Below are 21,556 nucleotides of genomic sequence, written 5' to 3' on the forward strand. Positions count from 1 at the left end.
GTTGTCGAAGCAGGAGAACCCCATGGCTCGTATGACCGCTGTCCGCGCGGCAGTTGAGATCCTCAAGCGCGAGGGCGTCACCAACGCGTTCGGTGTCCCCGGCGCTGCGATCAACCCCTTCTACAAGGCGCTGCAGCAGGGCGGTGGCATCGACCACACGCTCGCCCGGCACGTCGAGGGCGCCTCGCACATGGCCGAGGGCTACACCCGCGCCAACCCGGGCAACATCGGCGTCTGCATCGGCACGTCGGGCCCGGCGGGCACCGACATGATCACCGGTCTGTACTCGGCGATCGGTGACTCGATCCCGATCCTGTGCATCACGGGCCAGGCGCCGACGCACCTGCTCCACAAGGAGGACTTCCAGGCCGTCGACATCGCGACGATCGCCAAGCCGGTCACCAAGATGGCCGTCACGGTCCTGGAGGCCGCGCAGGTCCCCGGCATCTTCCAGCAGGCCTTCCACCTGATGCGCTCGGGCCGCCCCGGTCCGGTCCTCATCGACCTGCCGATCGACGTCCAGCAGACGGAGATCGAGTTCGACATCGACACGTACGAGCCGCTGCCGGTCTACAAGCCGTCCGCGACCCGCGCCCAGATCGAGAAGGCGATCACGTACCTGGTCGAGTCCGAGCGTCCGCTGATCGTCGCCGGCGGCGGCATCATCAACGCCGACGCCTCCGACCTCCTGGTCGAGTTCGCGGAGATCACCAATACCCCGGTCGTGCCGACCCTGATGGGCTGGGGCACGATCCCCGACGACCACGACCTGAACGCGGGCATGGTCGGCCAGCAGACCGGCCACCGCTACGGCAATGCCACGTTCCTGGAGTCGGACTTCGTCCTCGGCATCGGCAACCGCTGGGCCAACCGTCACACCGGCTACAAGCTGGACGTGTACACCCAGGGCCGTAAGTTCGTGCACGTCGACATCGAGCCGACCCAGATCGGCAAGATCTTCGCGCCGGACTACGGGATCGCCTCCGACGCCAAGGTCGCCCTGGAGCTCTTCGTCGAGGTGGCCAAGGAGCTCAAGGCCGCGGGCAAGCTCCCCGACCGTTCCGCGTGGGTCGCCTCCCACCTGGAGCGCAAGGAGACCCTCCAGCGCCGCACGCACTTCGACAACATCCCCATGAAGCCGCAGCGCGTCTACGAGGAGATGAACAAGGCCTTCGGCCCGGACACGCGCTACGTGACCACCATCGGCCTCTCGCAGATCGCCGGCGCCCAGATGCTGCACGTCTACAAGCCGCGCCACTGGATCAACTGCGGCCAGGCGGGCCCGCTGGGCTGGACGATCCCGGCCGCGCTCGGTGTCGCCACCGCGGACCGCGACACCCCGGTCGTCGCCCTGTCGGGTGACTACGACTTCCAGTTCATGATCGAGGAGCTGGCGGTCGGCGCGCAGCACCGCATCCCGTACGTCCACGTCCTGGTGAACAACGCCTACCTGGGCCTGATCCGCCAGGCGCAGATCGGTCTGGACATCAACTTCCAGGTCAACCTGGAGTTCGAGAACCAGAACAGCCCCGAGCTGGGCGTCTACGGCGTCGACCACGTCAAGGTCGCCGAGGGCCTGGGCTGCAAGGCGATCCGGGTCACCGACCCGAACGAGCTGGGCGAGGCCTTCGAGAAGGCCAAGAAGCTGGCCCAGGAGCACCAGGTCCCGGTCGTCGTCGAGGCCATCCTGGAGCGCATCACGAACATCTCCATGAGCCCCACGGCCGACATCAGCGCGGTCAAGGAGTTCGAGGAGCTGGCCACGGAGCCGGGCCACGCGCCCACCGCCATCCGGCCCCTGAAGGTCTGACGGCAGGTCTCCACGGCCCACTGAGGGGCGGTCCACCCGAGCGGGGTGGACCGCCCCTTTGGTGTGTGCCCCGTCAGCGTGGGCCCCTTTAGTGTGTGCGCATGGACGCACTGGAGGGGCTGCCCGTCATGACGTGTGCGGACGCCGGCGAGTTGGACGCCTGGCTGGCCGCCCACCACGACACCGCGCCGGGCCTGTGGCTGAAGGTCGCCAAGAAGGCCTCGGGCGTGCCGTCCGTGACGGCGGGGGAGATCATCGACGTGGCGCTCTGCCACGGCTGGATCGACGGTCAGAGAAGGTCGTACGACGACGTGTACTACCTCCAGAAGATCACCCGGCGCCGGCCGCGCGGCCTCTGGTCGAAGGTGAACGTCCAGAAGGTGGCGGACCTGACCGCCGCGGGGCGCATGCGCGAGGCGGGCCTCGCGGAGGTGGCGGCGGCAAAGGCGGACGGACGCTGGGAGGCCGCCTACGAGTCCCAGCGCAACGCCGAGGTCCCGGACGACCTGCGGGCGGCCCTGGAGGCGAGCCCGGCGGCACGCGAGACCTTCGAGGCCCTGGGCAAGTCCGGCCAGTACGTGGTGTTGCACAGGCTGATGACGGCCAGGACCCCCGTCACGCGCGCGGCCCGCCTGGAGCGAATGATCGAGAAGCTGGAACGAGGGAGTGCCCCGTAGGACGCGGGGAACGGCGCGGCCGGCCACGACACGGCCGCGGACAAAGAAGAGCGGCGAGTACGGGACCGTCCGTACTCGCCGCTCTGGCCGAGGAGTTGTTGCCGTCCGACCGCGCGCGACTGGCGGAACATGCATACGCGCTGCCGGACGGAGTTCATGGGGAACCCCGAGGGATTCGGCTGGGACCGCGGCGGCTGCGAATGGACCGGCGGGTTCCCCTCCCTCAGGTCGAGAAGGGAGCCGCCTGACCTTTACCACCGCACTGGCTCGCGAAGCCGCCGCGGTCCTCGTCCGGCCCGGCCACCACGGGACCACCCCTCATCCGGGTTCCATGGTGGTTGCGGGCGCAGCGCCAGGAAACCGACCTCCCGTCAGCCTCCTGGCGCAGTCCGGGAGTTCTAGTCCTCGCGCAGGGCGCGGACGGCCTCTTCGACGCGCTTGCCGTACTCGGCGTCGGCGGCGTGGAAGTGGGCCAGGTTCTTCTCGATGACGTCGTCGCGGGAGACCTGCGAGAGGCCGCCGGCGATGTTCGCCACCAGGCGTGCCTGCTCCTCGGCCGACATCAGGCGGTAGAGCTCACCCGCCTGGAAGAAGTGGTCGTCCTTGGTGTGCAGCGGCGCCTCGTGCGTGCCCGTGTGGCCGTTCACGGCCAGCGGGGCGGAGAGCGGCTGACCGGTCTCGACCGGGCCGTCGTACGAGTTGGGCTCGTAGTTCTTGCGGTCGCGGCCGTACGCGTTGGACGCCATCAGGCCGTCGCGGCCGTAGTTGTCCGCGGTGGTCGCCTTCGGCGCGTTCACCGCGAGCAGCGTGTGGTTGACGCCCAGGCGGTAGCGGTGCGCGTCCGCGTAGGCGAACAGGCGGCCCTGGAGCATCTTGTCGGGGGAGGGGCCGATGCCCGGAACGAAGTTGTTCGGGGAGAAGGCGGCCTGCTCGACCTCGGCGAAGACGTTGTCGGGGTTGCGGTCGAGGACCAGCCGGCCCACGCGCTGGAGCGGGTAGTCGCTGTGCGGCCACACCTTCGTCAGGTCGAAGGGGTTGAAGCGGTAGTCGGCCGCCTCGGCCGCCGGCATGATCTGCACGTGCAGCGTCCAGGACGGGTTCACGCCGCGCTCGATGGCCTGGAGCAGGTCCGTCTGGTGCGAGTTGGCGTCCTTGCCCGCGAGCTCGGCGGCCTGCTCCGACGACAGGCTACGCACGCCCTGGTTCGTCTTGAAGTGGTACTTCACGAAGAAGGCCTCGCCCGCCGCGTTCGTCCACTGGTAGGTGTGCGAGCCGTAGCCGTTCATGTGGCGGTAGGACGCGGGGATGCCGCGGTCGCCCATCAGCCACGTCACCTGGTGCGTCGCCTCGGGGGCGTGCGCCCAGAAGTCCCAGACGTTGTCCGGCTCCTGCTTGCCCGTGAAGGGGTCGCGCTTCTGCGAGTGGATGAAGTCGGGGAACTTGATCGGGTCCTTGATGAAGAACACCGGGGTGTTGTTGCCGACGAGGTCGTAGTTCCCCTCCTCGGTGTAGAACTTCAGCGCGAAGCCGCGCGGGTCGCGGACCGCGTCCGCGCCGCCGAGGCTGTCCGCCACCGTGGAGAAGCGCAGGAACGTCTCGGTGCGCTTGCCGACGGTGTTCAGGAAGTCGGCCGAGGTGTACGCGGTGACGTCGTCGGTCACCTCGAAGTAGCCGTAGGCACCGGAACCGCGCGCGTGCACCACACGCTCCGGGATGCGCTCGCGGTTGAAGCGGGCGAGCTTCTCGAGGAGGTGCTGGTCCTGGAGGAGGAGCGGGCCACCGACGCCGGCGGTGGCTGAGTTCTGGTTGTCGGCGACGGGGGCGCCGGACTCGGTCGTGAGCACACGCTTCGACATGGTGGCGGGGTTGACCTTCCGTACGGACTGCTGAAACTGCTGAAGTGACGTGAGCGTAAGTACGCCTGAACAGCTACGTCAACAGTTTGTTGAAGTTTTGGGCGAGGCTTGCTCGGTGGTTCGTGGTGCGGCTTGGGTTCCGGACCGCGGCGACGCCTGGGCGCGACAGGACAGGTGTCAGCGCCGCCGCGGCCCGGAAGTTCGGGGAGCTCTTAGAGCTCGGCGCCCGAGAGGCGCTCCACGCCGCGCAGCAGCGCGGAGTGGTCGAGGCCGCCGTCACCCTGCGCGCGCAGCGAGGCGACCAGCTGGGCCACCACACCGCCGACCGGGAGCGAGGCACCGACGTTGCGGGCGGCGTCGGTGACGATGCCCATGTCCTTGTGGTGCAGGTCGATCCGGAAGCCGGGCTTGAAGTCGCGCTTGAGGAAGTTGTCCTTCTTGCGGGTCAGGACGGTCGAACCCGCGAGCCCCCCGTTCAGGACGTCGAGGGCGGCGGTCAGGTCCACCCCGGACTTCTCCAGGAAGACGACGGCCTCGGCGCAGGCCTGGATGTTCACGGCGACGATGAGCTGGTTGGCGGCCTTCACGGTCTGACCCGAGCCGTGCGGACCGCACAGCACGATGGTCTTGCCGAGGGCGTCCAGAAGCGGCTTGGCCTCGTCGAAGTCGGCCTGCTCGCCGCCGACCATGATGGAGAGCACGGCCTCGATGGCGCCGGCCTCGCCGCCCGACACGGGGGCGTCGAGGACGCGGATGCCCTTGTCCTTGGCGGCCTTGGCCAGGTCCACGGAGGTCTGCGGGGTGATCGACGACATGTCGACGATCAGCGCACCGGACCGCGCGTTCTCCAGGATGCCGTCCTCGCCGTACGCGATGGCCTCGACCTGCGGGGACGCGGGCACCATCGTGACGATGACGTCGGCGTCCCTGACGGCCTCGGCGATCGACTTGGCGACCGTGCCGCCGGCCGCGGCGAGGCGGTCCAGCTTGTCCTGCTCCAGGGTGAAGCCGGTGACGGAGTAACCAGCCTTGATCAGGTTCTCGGACATGGGGGACCCCATGATGCCGAGTCCGATCCACGCGATCTTGGGAAGGTTGCTCATGGTGGAGCCTTTCTAGCTACGGGGTGATGCGGGGTGATCGGGTGGGCGGGCGGGAGGAAAGATCCGCCGCCAAGCGGCGGCTAGTCCGCAGCCGGCAGCCAGCCGAAGGCCTCGGCGCTGGGCCGGTCCCCGGCCTTGTACTCCAGCCCGACGAACCCCTCGTAACCGGCCTTGCGGAGCTGATCCAGCAGCTCCTCCAGCGGCAGCGATCCCGTGCCCGGGGCCCCGCGGCCGGGGTTGTCGGCGATCTGCACGTGCGCGGTCTGGGCGACGTACTGATCGATGACGGCCGGCAGGTCCTCGCCGTTCATGGACAGGTGGTACAGGTCCATGAGGAACTTCGCGTTGCCGAGCCCGGTGGCCGAGTTCACCTTGTCCACCACGGCGATGGCCGCGTCCGCGCTGACGATCGGGCAGCGCGGCGACTCGGGCTTGTTCAGGGCCTCGATCAGCAGGATCGCGCCCACGCGGTCGGCCTCGCGGGCCGCCAGCGCCAGGTTCTCCAGGGCGAGGTCGTCCTGGACCGCGGGGTCCACGCCCTCGACCCGGTTGCCGTAGAGCGCGTTGAGCGCCTTGCAGCCGAGCGACTGGGCGAAGTCCGCGGCCACCGGGAGGTTCGCGCGGAACTTCTCGCTCTCCTCACCGGGGATCGACAGGGCGCCGCGGTCCGGTCCGGGCAGCTGCCCGGCGTAGAAGTTCAGGCCCACCAGTTCTACACCGGCGTCCTTGATCGCGTCCCGAAGGGCGTCGAGCTCGGACTGCTCGGGGGTGGGGGCGTCGACCCAGGGCCACCACAGCTCGACCGCCGTGAAGCCCGCCGCGGCGGCGGCCGCGGGGCGCTCCAGGAGCGGGAGTTCCGTGAAGAGGATCGACAGGTTCACATTGAAGCGCTGGTCGGAGTATCCCATGGGGCTTCCGCGCTCCTTCCGTATTGCGGAAGTTAATTTCTGTCTGATGGAAGATTGCCGTCGAGCATCCGCGCTTGTCAAGAGGGGGCTGCCGGAAAATCGCCACGCGGCAGTAGGTTGTGCGCGTGCGATTGAGAGTGGAGTTCACGACCGAACCCTTCGACCTGGACGAGGCGCCCGCCCACGCGGTGGTGGCCCGTGACGTCATCCAGGGGGCCGAGCTCGACGCCGTGGACGTCGGCCCCTTCGGCAACACCGCGGAAGGCGGTGCGGACGAGGTCCTGACCGCCGTCGACGCACTGCTGCGCAAGGCCCTGGAGGCGGGCGCGACACGCGTCTCGCTCCAGGTGAACGTGCTCGGAGAGTCGGGGGAGGCCATCGGATGACCGGATCAAGAGACGATCACGGCCCCTTCGTGGCCGCCGTCAAGCCGCTCGTGGACGCCATGGGCGGCGAGATCGTGGCCCCCGACGAGGCGGGCGCCGACGACGTCGTCCTCGCCTGGGAGGGCCAGGACGTGCTCGCCGTGCGGCTCCCGCAGCTGGCGGACTCCCTGGACCACATCCTGCTGGCCCTGGAGCGCAAGCGCGGCATGCCCCTGTCGGAGCTGGACCGCAAGGCCAAGCAGGAGGTCGTACGGATATTGGAGGCGCGAGGCGCCTTCGCCGTGCGGCACGGGGTGGAGACGGTCGCCGGCGCACTCGGCGTCTCGCGCTTCACCGTGTACAACTATCTCAACCGCTCCACCTGAGGTTCCGGACCGTCCCGGGTCACCGCAGGTCAGAGCACACCCGAAGGCCGCCGTCCGTTAACCGGACGGTGGCCTTTGTTACTCGAAGTTTTCAACAAAGTGTTGACGTGGTGTTTCGGCTGGCGTTAGCTATCCGCAGCCCGTCCAGCACAAGGCCCTATGGCCACGGAGGCACCCGTGACTTCGAGCTCGACGCCGGGCCTTGCCCGGTTCAACGCCTTGCCGGAGGCTGCGGCCACCGCCGCTCTCCACGAGGCCTGCGCCTCATCGGCCTGGGGAAGCAAACTGCTCTCCCAGCGCCCTTTCCCCACCGTCGAAGCCCTCTTCGCCGCCAGTGACGCCGCCACGGCCGAGCTGACCGCCGAGGATCTGGCCGAGGCGATGGCCGGGCACCCGCCGATCGGCCGCCCGAAGCCCGGGGACCCCACGTCGTCGCGTGAACAGCGCGGCATGGCCGGGGCCTCCGAAGAGCTCAAGGCAGAGATGCTCGAACTGAACCTGGCCTACCAGGAGAAGTTCGGCCACGTCTTTCTGATCTGCGCCACCGGCGCGACCGGTGAGCAGATGCGCGATGCGGTGAAGACCCGGATCGGCAACACCGCCGAGGAGGAGCGCGGCAACGTGCGCACCGAACTCGGGAAGATCAACCGAATCCGGCTGACCCGTCTCGTGGAAGAGGACAACGACTGATGAGCACTGACACCACCGCCTCGGTGTCCACGCACATCCTGGACACCAGCGTCGGACGCCCCGCCGAGGGCGTCGCCATCTCGCTCACCGCCCGCAGCGGCCGTGACGCCGAGTGGGTGGCGCTCGGCGGCTCCGCGACCGACGCGGACGGGCGCTGCAAGGACCTTCCGGCCCTGCCGGAAGGCACGACCCACGTACGACTCGACTTCGAGGTCGAGACCTACTTCTCCAAGAAGCAAGCCGAGGCGCAGCAGGACGCCCCCCGCGTAAGGGACAGCGGTGCGTTCTTCCCGGAGGTGGCGATCACGTTCGCCGTCACGCCGGGCGAGCACTATCACGTACCGCTGCTGCTCAACCCGTTCGGCTACTCCGTTTACCGAGGGAGCTAGCAGACATGCCCACGATTCTCGGCCAGAACCAGTACGGCAAAGCAGAGAACCGCGTCGTCAAGATCACGCGGGACGGCGACACCCACCACATCAAGGACCTGAACGTCTCGGTCGCCCTCTCCGGCGACATGGACGACGTCCACTACTCCGGCTCGAACGCCAACGTCCTGCCCACGGACACCACCAAGAACACGGTGTTCGCGTTCGCCAAGGAGTTCGGCATCGAGTCCGCCGAGCAGTTCGGCATCCACCTCGCCCGTCACTTCGTGACGACGCAGGAGCCGATCCACCGCGCCCGGATCCGCATCCAGGAGTACTCCTGGGAGCGCATAGCGACCTCGGACAACAACTCCAAGTTCATCGGCTCGGACGAGGTGAACCACTCCTTCGCCCGCAAGGGCCAGGAGCTGCGCACCACGCAGATCACCTTCGACGGCGAGAACTGGGAGATCATCTCCGGGCTCAAGGACCTCACGGTCATGAACTCCACCAACTCGGAGTTCTGGGGCTACGTCAAGGACAAGTACACGACGCTGAAGGAGGCGTACGACCGCATCCTGTGCACCGACGTCGCCGCCGCCTGGCGTTACAACTGGACCAGCGACGCCGACCGGATGCCCAACTGGGAGAAGTCGTACGAGCAGGCCAAGAAGCACATCCTCCAGGCCTTCGCCGAGACGTACTCCCTCTCGCTCCAGCAGACCCTCTACCAAATGGGTTCGCGCGTCATCAACAGCCGGAGCGAGATCGACGAGATCCGCTTCTCGCTGCCGAACAACCACCACTTCCTGGTGGACCTCGAGCCCTTCGGGCTGAAGAACGACAACGAGGTCTACTTCGCGGCGGACCGCCCCTACGGCCTCATCGAGGCCACGGTTCTCAGGGACGGGGTCCAGCCGAAGATCCCGGTCGACATGACCAACCTCTGACGCGGGACGCGCGCCCCCGCCCGTCCGCAGCGGACGGGGGCGCGCCACACCGGAGGGAACAGCAGCAATGGCACAGCCTGCAAAAGGGCCGTCGAAAGGCCCGTGTTCCACCCCACCGGACATAGCTGACAGCCGGTCAACTCCCGACTGTCACCCGGTGGACGAGAAGCTTCACCCCTCGCGGCTCGTCCCCGCCGCACTCCAGCACATCGCCGCCATGTACGCGGGCGTCGTCACTCCGCCGCTGATCATCGGGCAGGCCTGCGGCCTGGACACCGTGGCCCAGACCCGGCTCATCGCGGCAGGGCTGCTGATCGCCGGACTCGCCACCATCCTCCAGACGCTCGGCGTCAAGGGATTCGTCGGCAACCGGCTCCCCTTCGTCAACGCCGCCTCGTCGGCGGGCATCGCACCCATCCTCGCCATCGCCGAGACCAACGCCAAAGGCGAACAACTCCCGGCCATCTATGGCGCGGTGATGGTCGCGGGCGTCTTCTGCCTCGCCATCGGACCGTTCTTCGGCAAACTCCTGCGCTTCTTCCCGCCGCTGGTCACCGGCGTCGTCATCACCCTCATCGGCGTCACGCTGATGCCCGTGCCCGTGAAGTGGGCGCAGGGCGGCGACGACACCGACCCGACGTTCGGCGACATGAAGTACCTCGCGCTCGCCGCCTTCACGCTCGTCGTGATCCTGCTCTTCCAGCGCTTCGGACGCGGCTTCCTCAAGCAAGTCGCCCTGCTGGCGGGCATGTTCATCGGAACGCTCGCCGCGATCCCCTTCGGGATGGCCGACTTCACCTCCGTGCAGAGCGCCCCGCTCGCCGCGCTGCCGACACCGTTCGCCGCCGGCGCGCCCACCTTCCAGCCCGCCGCGATCCTCTCGCTCTGCATCGTGATGCTGGTCCTGATGACCGAGTCGGCGGCCGGCATGCTGGCCCTCGGCGAGATCTGCGAGCGCGACACCGACGGCAAGACCATCACCCGCGGTCTGCGCACCGACGGCATCGCCACCCTCGTGGGCCCCGTCTTCGGCGGCTTCCCGACCTCCGCCTTCGCGCAGAACGTCGGCGTCGTCTCGCTGACCCGCGTCCGCAGCCGCTACGTCGTCGCCGTGGCCGGTGGCGCGCTCATCGTGCTCGGCGCCTTCCCCGTGCTCGGAGCCGTCGTCAACGTCGTGCCCATGCCGGTGCTCGGCGGCGCGGGCATCGTCCTCTTCGGCTCCATCGCGGTCAGCGGCATCCGTACGCTCTCCGAGGCCGGACTCGACGACAGCTCCAACATCATCCTGGTGGCCGTCGCGCTCGGAGCGGGCATCATCCCGCTCGCCGCGCCGACCTTCTACGCCGAATTCCCGGCCTGGGCGCAGACCGTCCTGGGCTCCGGAATCAGTGCGGGAGCGCTGACCGCGGTCCTGCTCAACCTGTTCTTCAACCATCTCGGCACCCGCGGCCCCGCGGCCGCGGCACTCAAATCTTCCTAGGGTCATGCCGTGCCCACATCGCCAGACACACACGAAGGAAGAAGCACCATGGCAGCACCGGCAGCCCTAGAGCGCATCGTCATCGAGAACTGTGCCATCGCCACCGTCGACGCGAACGACACCGAGTACGCCTCGGGGCACGTCGTCGTCGCCGGCAACAAGATCGAGTCCATCGGCGCGGGGAAGGCCCCCGAGGGCCTTCAGAACGTCGTGCGCCGCGTGGACGGAACCGGTCACCTCGTGACCCCCGGCCTGGTCAACACGCACCACCACTTCTACCAGTGGATCACCCGGGGCCTGGCCACCGACCACAACCTCTTCAACTGGCTCGTCGCGCTCTACCCGACCTGGGCGCGCATCGACGAGCAGATGGTGAAGGCGGCGGCCCAGGGCTCGCTCGGCATGATGGCCCGCGGCGGTGTCACCACCGCGATGGACCACCACTACGTCTTCCCCAAGGACTCCGGCGACCTGTCCGGCGCCATCATCGGCGCCGCGCGCGACATGGGCGTCCGCTTTACCCTCGCCCGCGGCTCGATGGACCGCAGCGAGAAGGACGGCGGCCTGCCGCCGGACTTCGCCGTGGAGACCCTGGAGGGCGCGCTCGCCGCGACCGCCGAGACGGTCGACCAGCACCACGACGCCTCCTTCGACTCGATGACCCAGGTCGCCGTCGCCCCCTGCTCCCCGTTCTCGGTCTCGACCGAACTCATGAAGCAGGGCGCCGAGCTGGCCCGCGCCAAGGGCGTACGCCTGCACACCCACGGCAGCGAGACCGTCGAGGAGGAGCAGTTCTGCAAGGAGCTGTTCGGCATGGGTCCGACCGACTACTTCGAGTCGACGGGCTGGCTCGGTGACGACGTGTGGATGGCGCACTGCGTCCACATGAACGACTCGGACATCGCCGCCTTCGCCCGCACGGGCACCGGCGTCGCGCACTGCCCCTCCTCCAACGCGCGGCTGGCCGCCGGCATCGCCCGGGTGCCCGACATGCTCAAGGCGGGCGTCCCGGTCGGCCTCGGCGTCGACGGCACCGCGTCCAACGAGTCCGGCGAACTCCACACCGAGCTGCGCAACGCCCTGCTCATCAACCGCCTCGGCGCCCACCGCGAGGCGGCCCTGAACGCCCGTCAGGCGCTGCGGCTCGGCACCTTCGGCGGCGCCCAGGTCCTGGGCCGCGCCACGCAGATCGGGTCGCTCGAACCGGGCAAGCTCGCCGACCTGGTCCTCTGGAAGATCGACGGCATCGGGCACTCCTCGATCGCCGACCCGGTGACCGCCATCGTCTTCGGCGCGGCGGCCCCGGTCACGCTCTCCCTCGTCAACGGCCGCCCGATCGTCGAGAACGACCGGCTGCTGCACGTCGACGAGGACGCCATCGCCCGCTCCGCGCGGGACGAGGCGCAGCGCCTCGCGCGGATCGCCGCGCAGGCCTGAACCCAAGAACTCCGGTCAGGGGGGACGGCCCCTGACCGGACTTGAGCAGCCGAGCGGGTTGCTCAAGTGCCGCCCCGGAACGTGGCCCAAAGCTTCGCGTTCCCGGGGCGGTCAGTACTACCTGGGCGCACCACAACTTCATACCGAGCAAGTCCTTGCACCACGCACCACCTCCCAGAAGCGAAAAGTGCCGGCAATGCGGCCCGTACTGGAAAACAACCGGAGGAGCCACAGTGGCCACTCAGCCCAGGTTCACCAAGCAAGGCACCACCCCAGACCCATCCGACGTCGACGGTGAGAGCGCCATACCCGAGACACACCCCGTCGACCAGAAGCTTCCCCCGCTCAAGATGGCGACGACCGGCCTCCAGCACGTGGCGGCCATGTACGCGGGCGTCGTCGCCCCGCCGCTCATCGTGGGCGCGGCGATCGGCCTCTCCGCGAAGGAACTCACCTTCCTGACCGGCGCGTGTCTGTTCACCGCGGGCCTGGCCACCTTCCTCCAGACGCTCGGCATCTGGAAGATCGGCGCCCGGCTGCCCTTCGTCAACGGTGTCACCTTCGCCGGTGTCGCCCCCATGATCGCGGTCGTCGAATCGACCGACAACAAGGACGACGCGCTCCCGATCATCTTCGGCGCGGTCATCGTCGCGGGCGTCCTCGGCTTCATCGCGGCGCCGTTCTTCTCCAAGCTGGTCCGCTTCTTCCCGCCGGTGGTGACCGGCACGGTCATCACGCTCATCGGCATCTCGCTCATGCCCGTCGCCTTCGGCTGGGCGCAGGGCCCGGTGCCGGGCGCCGACGACTACGGTTCGATGAAGAACCTCGGTCTCGCGGGCATCACCCTCGTCATCGTGCTGCTGCTCCGCCGGTTCACCACCGGCTTCGTCAAGCAGATCGCCGTGCTCCTGGGTCTCGTCCTCGGCACGGTCATCGCGATCCCGTTCGGCGTCACCGACTTCAGCCCGGTCGGCGACGCGGACATCGTCGGCTTCCCGACGCCGTTCCACTTCGGCGCCCCGCAGTTCGCGGCGGCGGCGATCGTCTCCCTCTGCGTCGTCATGGTCGTCTCGATGACCGAGTCCACCGCCGACATGCTGGCGCTCGGCGAGATCGTGGAGCGTCCCGCCGACGAGAAGACCATCGCGGCCGGACTGCGCGCGGACTGCCTCGGCTCGGCGGTCAGCCCGCTCTTCAACGGCTTCATGTGCAGCGCGTTCGCCCAGAACATCGGCCTCGTGGCGATGACGAAGATCCGCAGCCGGTACGTCGTCGCCGTGGGCGGCGGCTTCCTGGTCCTGATGGGCCTGTGCCCGATGGCCGCCTCGCTCATCGCCGTCGTACCGCGTCCGGTGCTCGGCGGCGCGGGTGTCGTCCTCTTCGGTTCGGTCGCGGCGAGCGGTATCCAGACGCTGGTCAAGGCGAACCTGGAGCGTGACAACAACGTCCTGATCGTGGCGGTCTCGCTGGCCGTCGGTCTCATCCCGATCGCGGCGCCGGAGTTCTACCACGCGTTCCCGGAGACCGCGAAGATCATCCTCGACTCGGGCATCTCCACGGGCTGTGTCGCGGCCGTGCTGCTCAACCTCGTCTTCAACCACATCGGCAAACGAGGTGAGGACGACGACGTGACCAACCCGATGGAACCGGGAGGAGAAATCGCTGAACAGAGGGTGCGCGAAGGGTCTTCCGCAGCGGGGGCCCACTGACGTAACGTGCGTGACGCCGCCCGCATCGCGGAAGTTACTTTCCAGTCGGACTGATGGTCGGTCCCGCCGCACGCCTCGTGAACTCCCGCGCGGCAGGGCCGACTTCCGGCGTCACGCACACGGAAGAAGCGCCACCCATGAGTTCTCAGCCCCGCCCCGCCCACCCGGCCGCACCGGCCGGCCAGGCCCCTGAGGTTCATCCGGTCGACGAGATCCTGCCGCCGGGCCGCATGCTCGTCGCCAGCCTCCAGCACGTCGCCTCCATGTACGCCGGCGCGGTCTCGGTCCCGCTCGTCGTGGCCGTCGCCGCCAAGATGTCGCCGGGCGACACGGCCGTACTGATGGGCGGCAGCCTGCTGATGGCGGGCATCGCGACCCTGCTCCAGACGCTGGGCATCGGCAACTTCATCGGCTCCCGCCTGCCCTTCGTCAACGGCGTCTCGTTCGCGGGCGTCGGCGTGATGCTGACGATCCTCACCACCCAGGGCGGCGTCGAGGCGGGCATGCCCGTCGTCTTCGGCGCGATCATCGTCTCCAGCCTCTTCGGCTTCCTGGTCAGTTCGTACTTCTCACGCCTGGTGCGGTTCTTCCCGCCGGTGGTGACGGGCTCGGTCATCACCCTGATCGGCGTCTCGCTGATCCCCGTCGCGTACGACTGGATCGTGGACGACTCGCCCTCCGGCACCCCGCAGCCGGGCAGCATCGGCCTCGCGGGCGCGACCGTCCTGGTCATGCTGCTGCTCCAGCGCTTCACGCGCGGCTTCCTCAAGCAGATCAGCATGCTCTTCGCGATGATCTTCGGAACGCTGCTCGCGATACCGATGGGCCTCGCCGACTTCTCCAAGCTCGACGGCGCCGCGCTGGTCGGCGTCCCCTCCCCGCTGCACTTCGGTGCCCCGCAGTTCAACGTGCCCGCCATCATCTCGATGTGCGTGGTGATGCTCGTGATCCTCACCGAGTCGACCGCCGACATGATCGCCCTCGGCAAGATCGTCGACAAGGAGGTCGACGAGAAGACCATCGCCCGCGGTCTGCGCGCCGACGCCCTCGGCTCCGCCCTCAGCCCGCTCTTCAACGCCTTCCACGCGAGCGCGTTCGCCCAGAACATCGGCCTGGTCGTCATCTCCAAGGTGCGCAGCCGCTTCGTGGTGGCGCTCAGCGGCGCGATCCTGGTCCTGATCGGCCTCAGCCCGGCAGCGGCGGCACTGATCTCCGTGGTACCCATGCCGGTCCTCGCCGCCGTCAGCCTCTTCCTCTTCGGCTCCATCGCGGTCAGCGGCATCCAGACGCTGCTCCAGGCGGACCTGCACCGGGGCGACAACGCCCTGATCGTCGTGGTCACCCTCGGCGCGGGCCTGGCCCCCGCGCTCTCGGACGGCTTTTACGACGCGTTCCCGGCCTGGGCGCAGATCGTGCTCGGCTCGGGGATCTCCACGGGCTGCCTGCTCGCGGTGGCCCTGAACCTCGTCTTCAACCACCTGGGCAGCGGCAAGGCGAGCACGGCCGAACCCGAGCCCGCCGTCACCCACTGAACCGACGCCCGGCCGGGGGCGACGCGCGGGAATGCGACGTCATCCCCGGCGGGGCACGGTGACGTCGCATACGTGCCAGACCGGGGCCCGGCCCCGCTGCTGAACTCGGGCGCATGCCCGCACCCACCACAGCGCCCCCGTCCGCCACCACCCGTCCCGTCCGCCCGCGGCAGGGCGGCTGGCCCGCCGTCCTCGCCGTGACGACGGGGATCTTCGCCATCGTCACCACCGAGATCCTGCCGATCGGCCTGCTCACCCCCATCGGCGACAGCTTCGGCATCTCGGACGGCACGGCAGGCCTGATGATGACCCTGCCCGGCCTCCTCGCCGCCGTCGCCGCACCGACCGTGACGCTCACGACCGCACGCCTCGACCGGCGCCACCTGCTCCGCGCCCTGATCCTGGTGCTCGCCCTCGCCAACTTCCTCGCGGCGCTCGCGCCCGGCTACTGGCTGATGATGGTCTCCCGGGTCCTGGTCGGACTCGTCATCGGCGCCTTCTGGTCCATCGGCGCGAGCCTGGCCTCGCGTCTGGTCCCCGAGGCGCAGGCCGGCCGGGCGACCGCCGTGATCTTCTCCGCGGTCCCGCTCGGCTCCGTGCTCGGCGTGCCCGCCGGGACCCTGCTCGGCGGGCTCGCGGGCTGGCGCGCGGCGTTCACCGTCATGGGCGTCCTGACGCTGGCAGTTCTCGCCGCGCTCGTGGTCTCCGTGCCGCCCCTGCCGCCGCGGCACGTCACCCGGCTCGCCGTGCTGCGCGAACTCCTCGGCACCGCCCGCGTGCGCGCCGCCCTCGCGGTCACCTTCCTCGTCGTGACGGCCCACTTCGGCACGTACACGTACGTCACTCCGTTCCTGGCGGAGGTGACCCACGCGAGCCCGCGGGCGATCACCCTCTTCCTGCTCGCCTACGGAGTCGCCGGCATCCTCGGCAACTTCCTCGCCGGAGCCAGGGTCGAGCGGATGCCGCGGGCCACCTTCGCCGCGGCCGCCGGGCTCGTCGCTGCCGCCACGCTGCTGCTGCCCGTCCTCGGCACCGGGCACGCCGGCGCGCTCGTCCTGCTCTTGGTCTGGGGCGTGGCCTACGGCGCGGTGCCGGTGTGCTCCCAGACGTGGTTCGTGGGCGCGGCCCCGCACGCGCCCGAGGCGGCGTCCGTGCTGTTCACGTCGTCCTTCCAGGCCACGTTCTCGTTCGGTGCGCTCGCGGGCGGCGCGGTGGTCGACGCGTCGTCCACCACCGTCGTCATGACGCTCGGGGGCGTCGCCGCGGCCTTCGCGGTGGCGGTGGCCTCCCTCACGCCGTGGCGGCCGGTGCCCGGTCCGTCGCGAGCTTGACCGCGAGGGCGCCCAGCACCGTCCCCATCACGTACCGCTGCACCCGCAGCCAGGTCGGGCGCCGGGCGAGGAACACCGCGATGGCGCCCGCCGCCATGACGATGGCGAGGTTCACGCCCAGGCTGACGGCGATCTGTATGCCGCCGAGCGTGAAGCCCTGAAGCAGGGTGTGCCCGGCCGCCGGATCGATGAACTGGGGGATGAGCGAGAGGTACATGACGGCGACCTTCGGGTTCAGGAGGTTCGTCAGGACCCCCATGGAGAACAGCCGCCGGGGCGAGTCGGGGGCCAGCTCCTGGTGGGCGAAGACCGAGGTGCCGCCCGGCTTCAGCGCCTTCCAGGCCAGCCACGCCAGATAGGCCGCCCCCGCCAGCTTCACGGCCACGTACAGCTGGGGGACCGCGAGGAAGACCAGCGACAGGCCCAGGTTGGCGGCCGTCAGATAGACGAGAAAGCCGACCGCGACCCCGGCCAGCGAGATCGCCCCGGCCCGCCTGCCCTGCGTGATGCTCCGCGAGACGAGGTACATCATGTTGGGCCCGGGCGTGAGGACCATGCCGAGCGAGACCACTGCGACGCCGAGCACCGCGTTCATTCCGATCATGGGTCAAGCATCGGACGGCGGCCCCGCCCGGCACCAGCGACGATTTCTGCACGTATCGCGTAAGCGCTGCTACATCCCGCGTGGGGCGCCGCCGTACCGATGCGGCGCCCCACGCGGAGGCCGGTGGCTCAGCCGATGCGGTACGGGTCCCCGTACACCTTCCACTCCAGCGGCGTGTTCAGGTCGAGGTTGCCCTTCTTCAGGAACACCCGCTGGGCCGTGTCGACGCGGCTGGTGTCCTCGTGCGCCTCCTCCTGCTTCATCGCCCAGACGCGCGCGTCCAGGAAGGCGTTGAGCCAGGTGACCTCGTCGCCGCCCTGGGCCGGCGGCTTGGCCGAACGCAGCGCGCGCTTGCGGATGTTGCCGAAGCTGGTGCTGTCACCGCCGTTGCCGTGCATGACGATCGCGTCGTAGTACGCGAACTGCCCGAGGACGCCGACGCCGTCCGCCTTGCCCTGCTTGACGGACGGGTTGAAGTAGACGCGGTCACGCTCGTCGTTCTGCGCCTTCTGGAACTCGGCGTCCCCGGCGGCCCGCTCCCAGTCGCCCTGGAACGTGGGGTCGAGGCCCTCGTGGGAGTCGGTGCCGTCCACCTCGCGCAGCGCGGGCAGGTACTTGGCGAGGACGTTGCCCGGCTTGCGCCGGGTGTACAGCTCGACGAGGTCGAGCATGTCTCCGGTGCCCGAGCAGAAGCCGATGATCCCGGCGGTGTAGCCGCGGCCGTCGCCTATGTCCTCGCAGTAGCGGTAGTAGTCCTTCCAGTTGAGGCTGGAGTTCTCGGCGCTGCACACGATCTTCATGGCGATCTCCTTCTTCGCCGGATCGTCGAGGCCGCCCGCCCTGACGGCGGGTGCGGCGCCCGCCGTCTGCGAAGCGATGACGGGGCCCGCGACGAGCGAGGCGCCGATGAAGCCGAGCAGGGTGCGGCGTGAGGTGTGGAGACGGGGCGTGGGGGCGCGATGGGGGGTGGGCACGGGACCTCCAAGGTGGGGGAGTTCGTCGATCCGATGACTCTTGGGCTCTTCCGCGTACTGTTAGGAAGGTTTCCTACCAGAGTTCGAGGGTGACGTATACCCGTCAAGGAGAGGCGAGTTGACGATCTTGAGGCCCGTGCCCGGCCCGACTATCGCGTCCTGGTCAGCCGTTCGTGCACCTGAACAGCGATTTTGTACGTGTCTCCGGTCGGCCGGGCGGCGAGATGTCCCGGGTCACGAATCCAGCCGTCTTCGAGCGTGAACCAGTCCACGGCCTTCGGGGCGCGCCCTTCGCCGAGCGCCGATCGCAGCTCCTTGAAGTACGTGTCCCAGCGCAGCCGGTAGAGCCCGCCGACCAGTCCGGCCCACTCGCGGTTCGCGTAGTCGCGCAGGCCCGCGTCCGCCCCGGACCGCGTGCCCCACACGGTGAGGAGCGACAACTGGTCGTACGCGAGCTGCTTCCGCTCGGTGGCGTCGGCGCCCCAGGCGCGGGCGTCGGCGACCCAGCGGCCCAGGAGGTGACGGGAGTCGGTGGCCACCAGCGCGTCGAGCAGGTCCAGATGGCCGAGCCAGGTCCGGGTGAGCCGGTCGAAGAGGGCGGTGTCCCGGTCGTCGTACGCATGCTTGATCCGGGGGAGGAGCACGCGGCTGCGGTTGGAGAGGGCCTGGCGGGCCACGTCCAGGAGGTCGCGGCGGTAGGCGGCGGACGTCCGCAACCCGGCGCGCACGGCGAGCAGTTCGGTGAGCGCGGGCTCGAACTCCGCGGGGTCGTACCGCATCGCCTTCGGCGACCAGGCCGCCGCCGACGTCGCCGCCAGGTCGGGGCGCGCGCCGAAGAGGCCGTCCGCGCCCTCGGACCACTCGTCGGCGCGGGTCGTGCCGTACGCGGTGCGGCGCAGGACGTCCCAGGCGGCGGACGCGTGCGGGTCGGCGGCGCCGTAACGCGACACGGACCAGTCGGCGAACCACGTCTTGAGGTCCAACTCGCCTGTCTTCCACGCCAGTTCGGAGAAGAGCTCGAAGGCGGCGGGGTTGTTGTCGGCCGCCTCCGGCATCAGGGAGATGCCGCGCTGGGCGCTGCCCTCCTTGGTGCGCCACTTCTCGTACAGCTCGGCCCAGTCGGGGGTGTTGGCGCCCAGCGCCGTGTGCCCGCCGAAGTTCCAGATCGAGCCGAAGGTGTACGGGGTGCCGTGCCAGTCGGACTCGCGGTCGGTGACCTTCGGGAAGCGGTCGGAGAGGCCGTCGACCACCAGCATTCTCGACTTGTCGACGGCGTCGACGATGGCCCGGGGCGGGTTGCTCTGCCAGCCGAGGATCACCCAGGTGGCGCCGGGGTGCGCGGCTCGCAGTGCCTTCTCGACGGCCTTCGCCGCGTCCGGGACCGGGACGTCGCCCGGCTTCCCGCCCTCGTGCAGGAGGTCCATCTTGTACATCGTCGACGCGCCGAACAGCTCGTCCTGGACGCGGTAGAAGGCGGCGGCCACCCGTCCGAAGTGCTCGGTGCGCGGGTCGAGCCAGTCGGGCCGCGCGAAGCCGACCCAGTCGCCCTGCGGCACGGTCCTCGCGCCGGGGTTCCTCGCGGTGAAGCCGGGCGGGACCGTGCCGAAGTAGCCGGGCAGGACCGGGGTCATGCCGAGCTCGCGCAGCCGGTCGGCGATCCGGCGGCCCAACGCGGCTCTGCGGTCCAGGAGCCGGCGGGAGACCGGGTGGGGGAACGCGGACATGTTCTGGAGCAGCCACCACGGCTGGTGCGCCGGGGCCGGGATCCACTCGCGCATCTCCCGGTCGGAGTAGCCGAACTCCTGGAACACGCGGTGGTAGAGCGCGTCGGCGCCGACGTACACGAGCACCTCGTTGTAGCCGTGCAGCGCGAGCACGTCGATCTCGCGCTCCCAGTACGACCAGTCGTGGTACGCCCCCGTGTAACCGTCGTTCGTGTCGTTGAGGACGAAGCGGTGCGGGGCGTTGGCCCGCCCGGTCACGGGCTGGTCCGGGGCGGGGAGCCGGCCGGGCAGGTCCAGCTGCTCGCCCGCCCAGGTGATGTTGGCGTGGGCGGTGTGCTTCAAGTAGTGCCGCAGGCCGGTGAGCTGGGCGGCGGGCGTCGGTCCGGCGACGGTGAGCTGCCCGCGCCGCCCGGACACCCGGAAGGTGTCGGCGGCTCCCTCGGTGAGGAACGTCAGCTGCTTCCAGTGTCCTGGCAGCAGCCGCCGGGCGGCCTTGGCGGCGGGGGACTCGGAGGTGGGGGCGCCGTCCGCGGGGGAGCCGTCCGCGGGGGAGCCGGAGCAGGCGACGGCGGCGCCGGTCGTCGCGGCGAGGGCGCTGAGGAAGGTGCGGCGGGGCAGGGGCATGACGTAGGGATACCCTCCCGGTTCGGCGAAGCCCGGGCGGCCACCCGGGCGGTGCGGGACGGCGCACCACGATGAACCGCCCGGGAACCATGGTCAAGACGACGCGGCGCCCCGGCTGGGCCGGCCCGGCGCGGCGCGGTTTCGCGACGCGACCCGGGGTGCGTGTGCCGCCCGCGCTCTGCCACCCGCGCACTGCCACCCGCGCTCTGCCGCTCGGAGCGGCGAAGCCCCGGTGCCGGCCGGTGCTAGCGTCGCCGGATGACCGTTCCGCTGCCCGGTAAGCCGACCCGCGCCTCCACCACCGGACGGCCCCTGATGGCCGCCCTCGACCTTCTCGGGCGGCGCTGGAGTCTGCGGATCGTCTGGGAGCTGCGGGCCGAGCCGCTCGGGTTCCGTGCGCTGCGGGAGCGGTGCGACGCGATGTCGTCCAGCGTGCTGCGCCAGCGCCTGACCGAGCTGCTCGAAGCCCGGCTGGTGCGGCAATTGCCCGACAGCTCCTACGTCCTGACCGCGCTCGGCCACGAGGTCCACCAGGCCCTGCGCCCGCTGGACGCGTGGGCCGAGCGCTGGGCGACGGAGGTCAGCGCCGACTCGGCAGAGGGTCGGCGCTGAGCGCGTCGCCCATCCGGGACACGGCGGCCTTCAGCACGTGCAGCGGCCTGATCAGCAGGGTCGCCTCCGCCAGCCGGCCCTCTCCGTCGAGTATTTGCTCAAGCACCCCGTAGGCCGACTCCTCGCCGACCCTGGCGGTGAAGGTCGTCACGCCGTGCTGCTCCCGCCCCTGCCCTTGCTCCTGTCCCTGTTTCTGCTCCCCTGCCCGTCCGCCCGCGTCGGCACCGGTGAACTCCCGCAGTGGTTCGAGCCCCGCCAGGCACTGACCGATCTTCGGGAGCAGGTGCGCCACGTCGTCCCGCCCGCCGTAGTCGGCCACCGGGCTGTGGAAGACGACGTCCGGCGCGAGCAGGAGCCGGGTCCGTTCGGGTGCGCCGGGCGCCAGTACGTCACGTACGTCGAGGGCCATCGGTGTC

Annotated in this window: 20 protein-coding genes; 13 read left to right on the forward strand and 7 right to left on the reverse strand. The window is 69.8% G+C overall.

The annotated features are described in order from the left end of the window. Positions 1 to 22: 22 nt before the first annotated feature. Complete coding sequence (gene gcl / locus QBL25_RS31930) at positions 23 to 1,810, forward strand: glyoxylate carboligase (protein ID WP_409062843.1); 1,788 nt, start codon at positions 23 to 25, stop codon at positions 1,808 to 1,810. A 101-nt stretch (positions 1,811 to 1,911) separates the two neighbouring features. Next, a complete protein-coding gene (locus QBL25_RS31935; protein WP_409060409.1) occupies positions 1,912 to 2,487 on the forward strand; it encodes a YdeI/OmpD-associated family protein in 576 nt (191 codons plus the stop codon). A 398-nt stretch (positions 2,488 to 2,885) separates the two neighbouring features. Here QBL25_RS31935 and QBL25_RS31940 read toward each other — a convergent pair whose 3' ends face one another. The 3 genes from QBL25_RS31940 to QBL25_RS31950 all read right to left on the reverse strand — a co-directional run bounded on the left by QBL25_RS31940 (position 2,886) and on the right by QBL25_RS31950 (position 6,354). Continuing rightward, positions 2,886 to 4,343 carry a catalase gene (locus tag QBL25_RS31940; protein ID WP_409060410.1) on the reverse strand — a complete coding sequence of 486 codons (1,458 nt, stop codon included), beginning with the start codon at positions 4,341 to 4,343 and terminating at the stop codon, positions 2,886 to 2,888. A gap of 212 nt (positions 4,344 to 4,555) precedes the next feature. After that, positions 4,556 to 5,446 (reverse strand): 2-hydroxy-3-oxopropionate reductase, encoded by an 891-nt coding sequence (locus tag QBL25_RS31945; protein ID WP_409060411.1) that lies wholly within the window; start codon positions 5,444 to 5,446, stop codon positions 4,556 to 4,558. A gap of 80 nt (positions 5,447 to 5,526) precedes the next feature. Next, positions 5,527 to 6,354 (reverse strand): TIM barrel protein, encoded by an 828-nt coding sequence (locus QBL25_RS31950; protein WP_409060412.1) that lies wholly within the window; start codon positions 6,352 to 6,354, stop codon positions 5,527 to 5,529. 125 nt (positions 6,355 to 6,479) lie between these two features. Here QBL25_RS31950 and QBL25_RS31955 point away from each other — a divergent pair, with 125 nt between their 5' ends. From QBL25_RS31955 to QBL25_RS32000, 10 genes are all read left to right on the forward strand, one after another. After that, the gene (locus QBL25_RS31955; RefSeq protein ID WP_409060413.1) at positions 6,480 to 6,740 is read left to right on the forward strand and encodes a hypothetical protein; all 261 of its coding nucleotides are present in this window, start codon (positions 6,480 to 6,482) and stop codon (positions 6,738 to 6,740) included. Further along, positions 6,737 to 7,105, forward strand: coding sequence for a helix-turn-helix domain-containing protein (locus QBL25_RS31960; protein WP_409060414.1), 369 nt, complete (start codon positions 6,737 to 6,739; stop codon positions 7,103 to 7,105). The genes QBL25_RS31955 and QBL25_RS31960 overlap by 4 nt, the downstream gene beginning before the upstream one ends. 177 nt (positions 7,106 to 7,282) lie before the next feature. Further along, positions 7,283 to 7,795 (forward strand): 2-oxo-4-hydroxy-4-carboxy-5-ureidoimidazoline decarboxylase, encoded by a 513-nt coding sequence (gene uraD, locus QBL25_RS31965; protein WP_409060415.1) that lies wholly within the window; start codon positions 7,283 to 7,285, stop codon positions 7,793 to 7,795. After that, entirely contained in the window at positions 7,795 to 8,184 is a 390-nt protein-coding gene (uraH, locus tag QBL25_RS31970) for a hydroxyisourate hydrolase (RefSeq protein ID WP_160507956.1), read from the forward strand. Before uraD ends, uraH begins: the two co-directional genes overlap by 1 nt. Positions 8,185 to 8,189: 5 nt before the next feature. Continuing rightward, entirely contained in the window at positions 8,190 to 9,113 is a 924-nt protein-coding gene (gene pucL / locus QBL25_RS31975) for a factor-independent urate hydroxylase (protein ID WP_409060416.1), read from the forward strand. A 67-nt stretch (positions 9,114 to 9,180) separates the two neighbouring features. Then, positions 9,181 to 10,593, forward strand: coding sequence for a nucleobase:cation symporter-2 family protein (locus tag QBL25_RS31980; protein ID WP_409060417.1), 1,413 nt, complete (start codon positions 9,181 to 9,183; stop codon positions 10,591 to 10,593). A gap of 48 nt (positions 10,594 to 10,641) precedes the next feature. Further along, positions 10,642 to 12,030, forward strand: a complete 1,389-nt coding sequence (locus QBL25_RS31985; RefSeq protein ID WP_409060418.1) for an 8-oxoguanine deaminase — start codon at positions 10,642 to 10,644, stop codon at positions 12,028 to 12,030. Between the two features lie 350 nt (positions 12,031 to 12,380). After that, positions 12,381 to 13,739, forward strand: coding sequence for a nucleobase:cation symporter-2 family protein (locus QBL25_RS31990; protein ID WP_409062844.1), 1,359 nt, complete (start codon positions 12,381 to 12,383; stop codon positions 13,737 to 13,739). Positions 13,740 to 13,876: 137 nt separating this feature from the next. After that, positions 13,877 to 15,271, forward strand: a complete 1,395-nt coding sequence (locus tag QBL25_RS31995; RefSeq protein WP_409060419.1) for a nucleobase:cation symporter-2 family protein — start codon at positions 13,877 to 13,879, stop codon at positions 15,269 to 15,271. Between the two features lie 113 nt (positions 15,272 to 15,384). Then, positions 15,385 to 16,602, forward strand: coding sequence for an MFS transporter (locus QBL25_RS32000; RefSeq protein WP_409060420.1), 1,218 nt, complete (start codon positions 15,385 to 15,387; stop codon positions 16,600 to 16,602). Here QBL25_RS32000 and QBL25_RS32005 read toward each other — a convergent pair. The 3 genes from QBL25_RS32005 to QBL25_RS32015 form a co-directional block, all read right to left on the reverse strand. After that, positions 16,562 to 17,206, reverse strand: a complete 645-nt coding sequence (locus tag QBL25_RS32005; protein ID WP_409060421.1) for a LysE family translocator — start codon at positions 17,204 to 17,206, stop codon at positions 16,562 to 16,564. The two genes, QBL25_RS32000 and QBL25_RS32005, sit on opposite strands and share 41 nt — an antisense overlap. Before the next feature lie 128 nt (positions 17,207 to 17,334). Then, positions 17,335 to 18,180 (reverse strand): chitosanase, encoded by an 846-nt coding sequence (locus QBL25_RS32010; protein WP_409060422.1) that lies wholly within the window; start codon positions 18,178 to 18,180, stop codon positions 17,335 to 17,337. Positions 18,181 to 18,329: 149 nt separating this feature from the next. After that, positions 18,330 to 20,528 (reverse strand): alpha-N-acetylglucosaminidase, encoded by a 2,199-nt coding sequence (locus tag QBL25_RS32015; RefSeq protein ID WP_409060423.1) that lies wholly within the window; start codon positions 20,526 to 20,528, stop codon positions 18,330 to 18,332. A 258-nt stretch (positions 20,529 to 20,786) separates the two neighbouring features. On the opposite strand from QBL25_RS32015, the gene QBL25_RS32020 reads away from it, so the two are divergent. Continuing rightward, complete coding sequence (locus QBL25_RS32020) at positions 20,787 to 21,140, forward strand: winged helix-turn-helix transcriptional regulator (RefSeq protein WP_409060424.1); 354 nt, start codon at positions 20,787 to 20,789, stop codon at positions 21,138 to 21,140. On the opposite strand, the gene QBL25_RS32025 is transcribed toward QBL25_RS32020, so the two are convergent. After that, a complete protein-coding gene (locus tag QBL25_RS32025; protein WP_409060425.1) occupies positions 21,109 to 21,549 on the reverse strand; it encodes a hypothetical protein in 441 nt (146 codons plus the stop codon). The two genes, QBL25_RS32020 and QBL25_RS32025, sit on opposite strands and share 32 nt — an antisense overlap. Positions 21,550 to 21,556: the final 7 nt, after the last annotated feature.

The sequence above is a fragment of the Streptomyces sp. SYP-A7185 genome, assembly GCF_046103685.1.
Classification (GTDB): domain Bacteria; phylum Actinomycetota; class Actinomycetes; order Streptomycetales; family Streptomycetaceae; genus Streptomyces.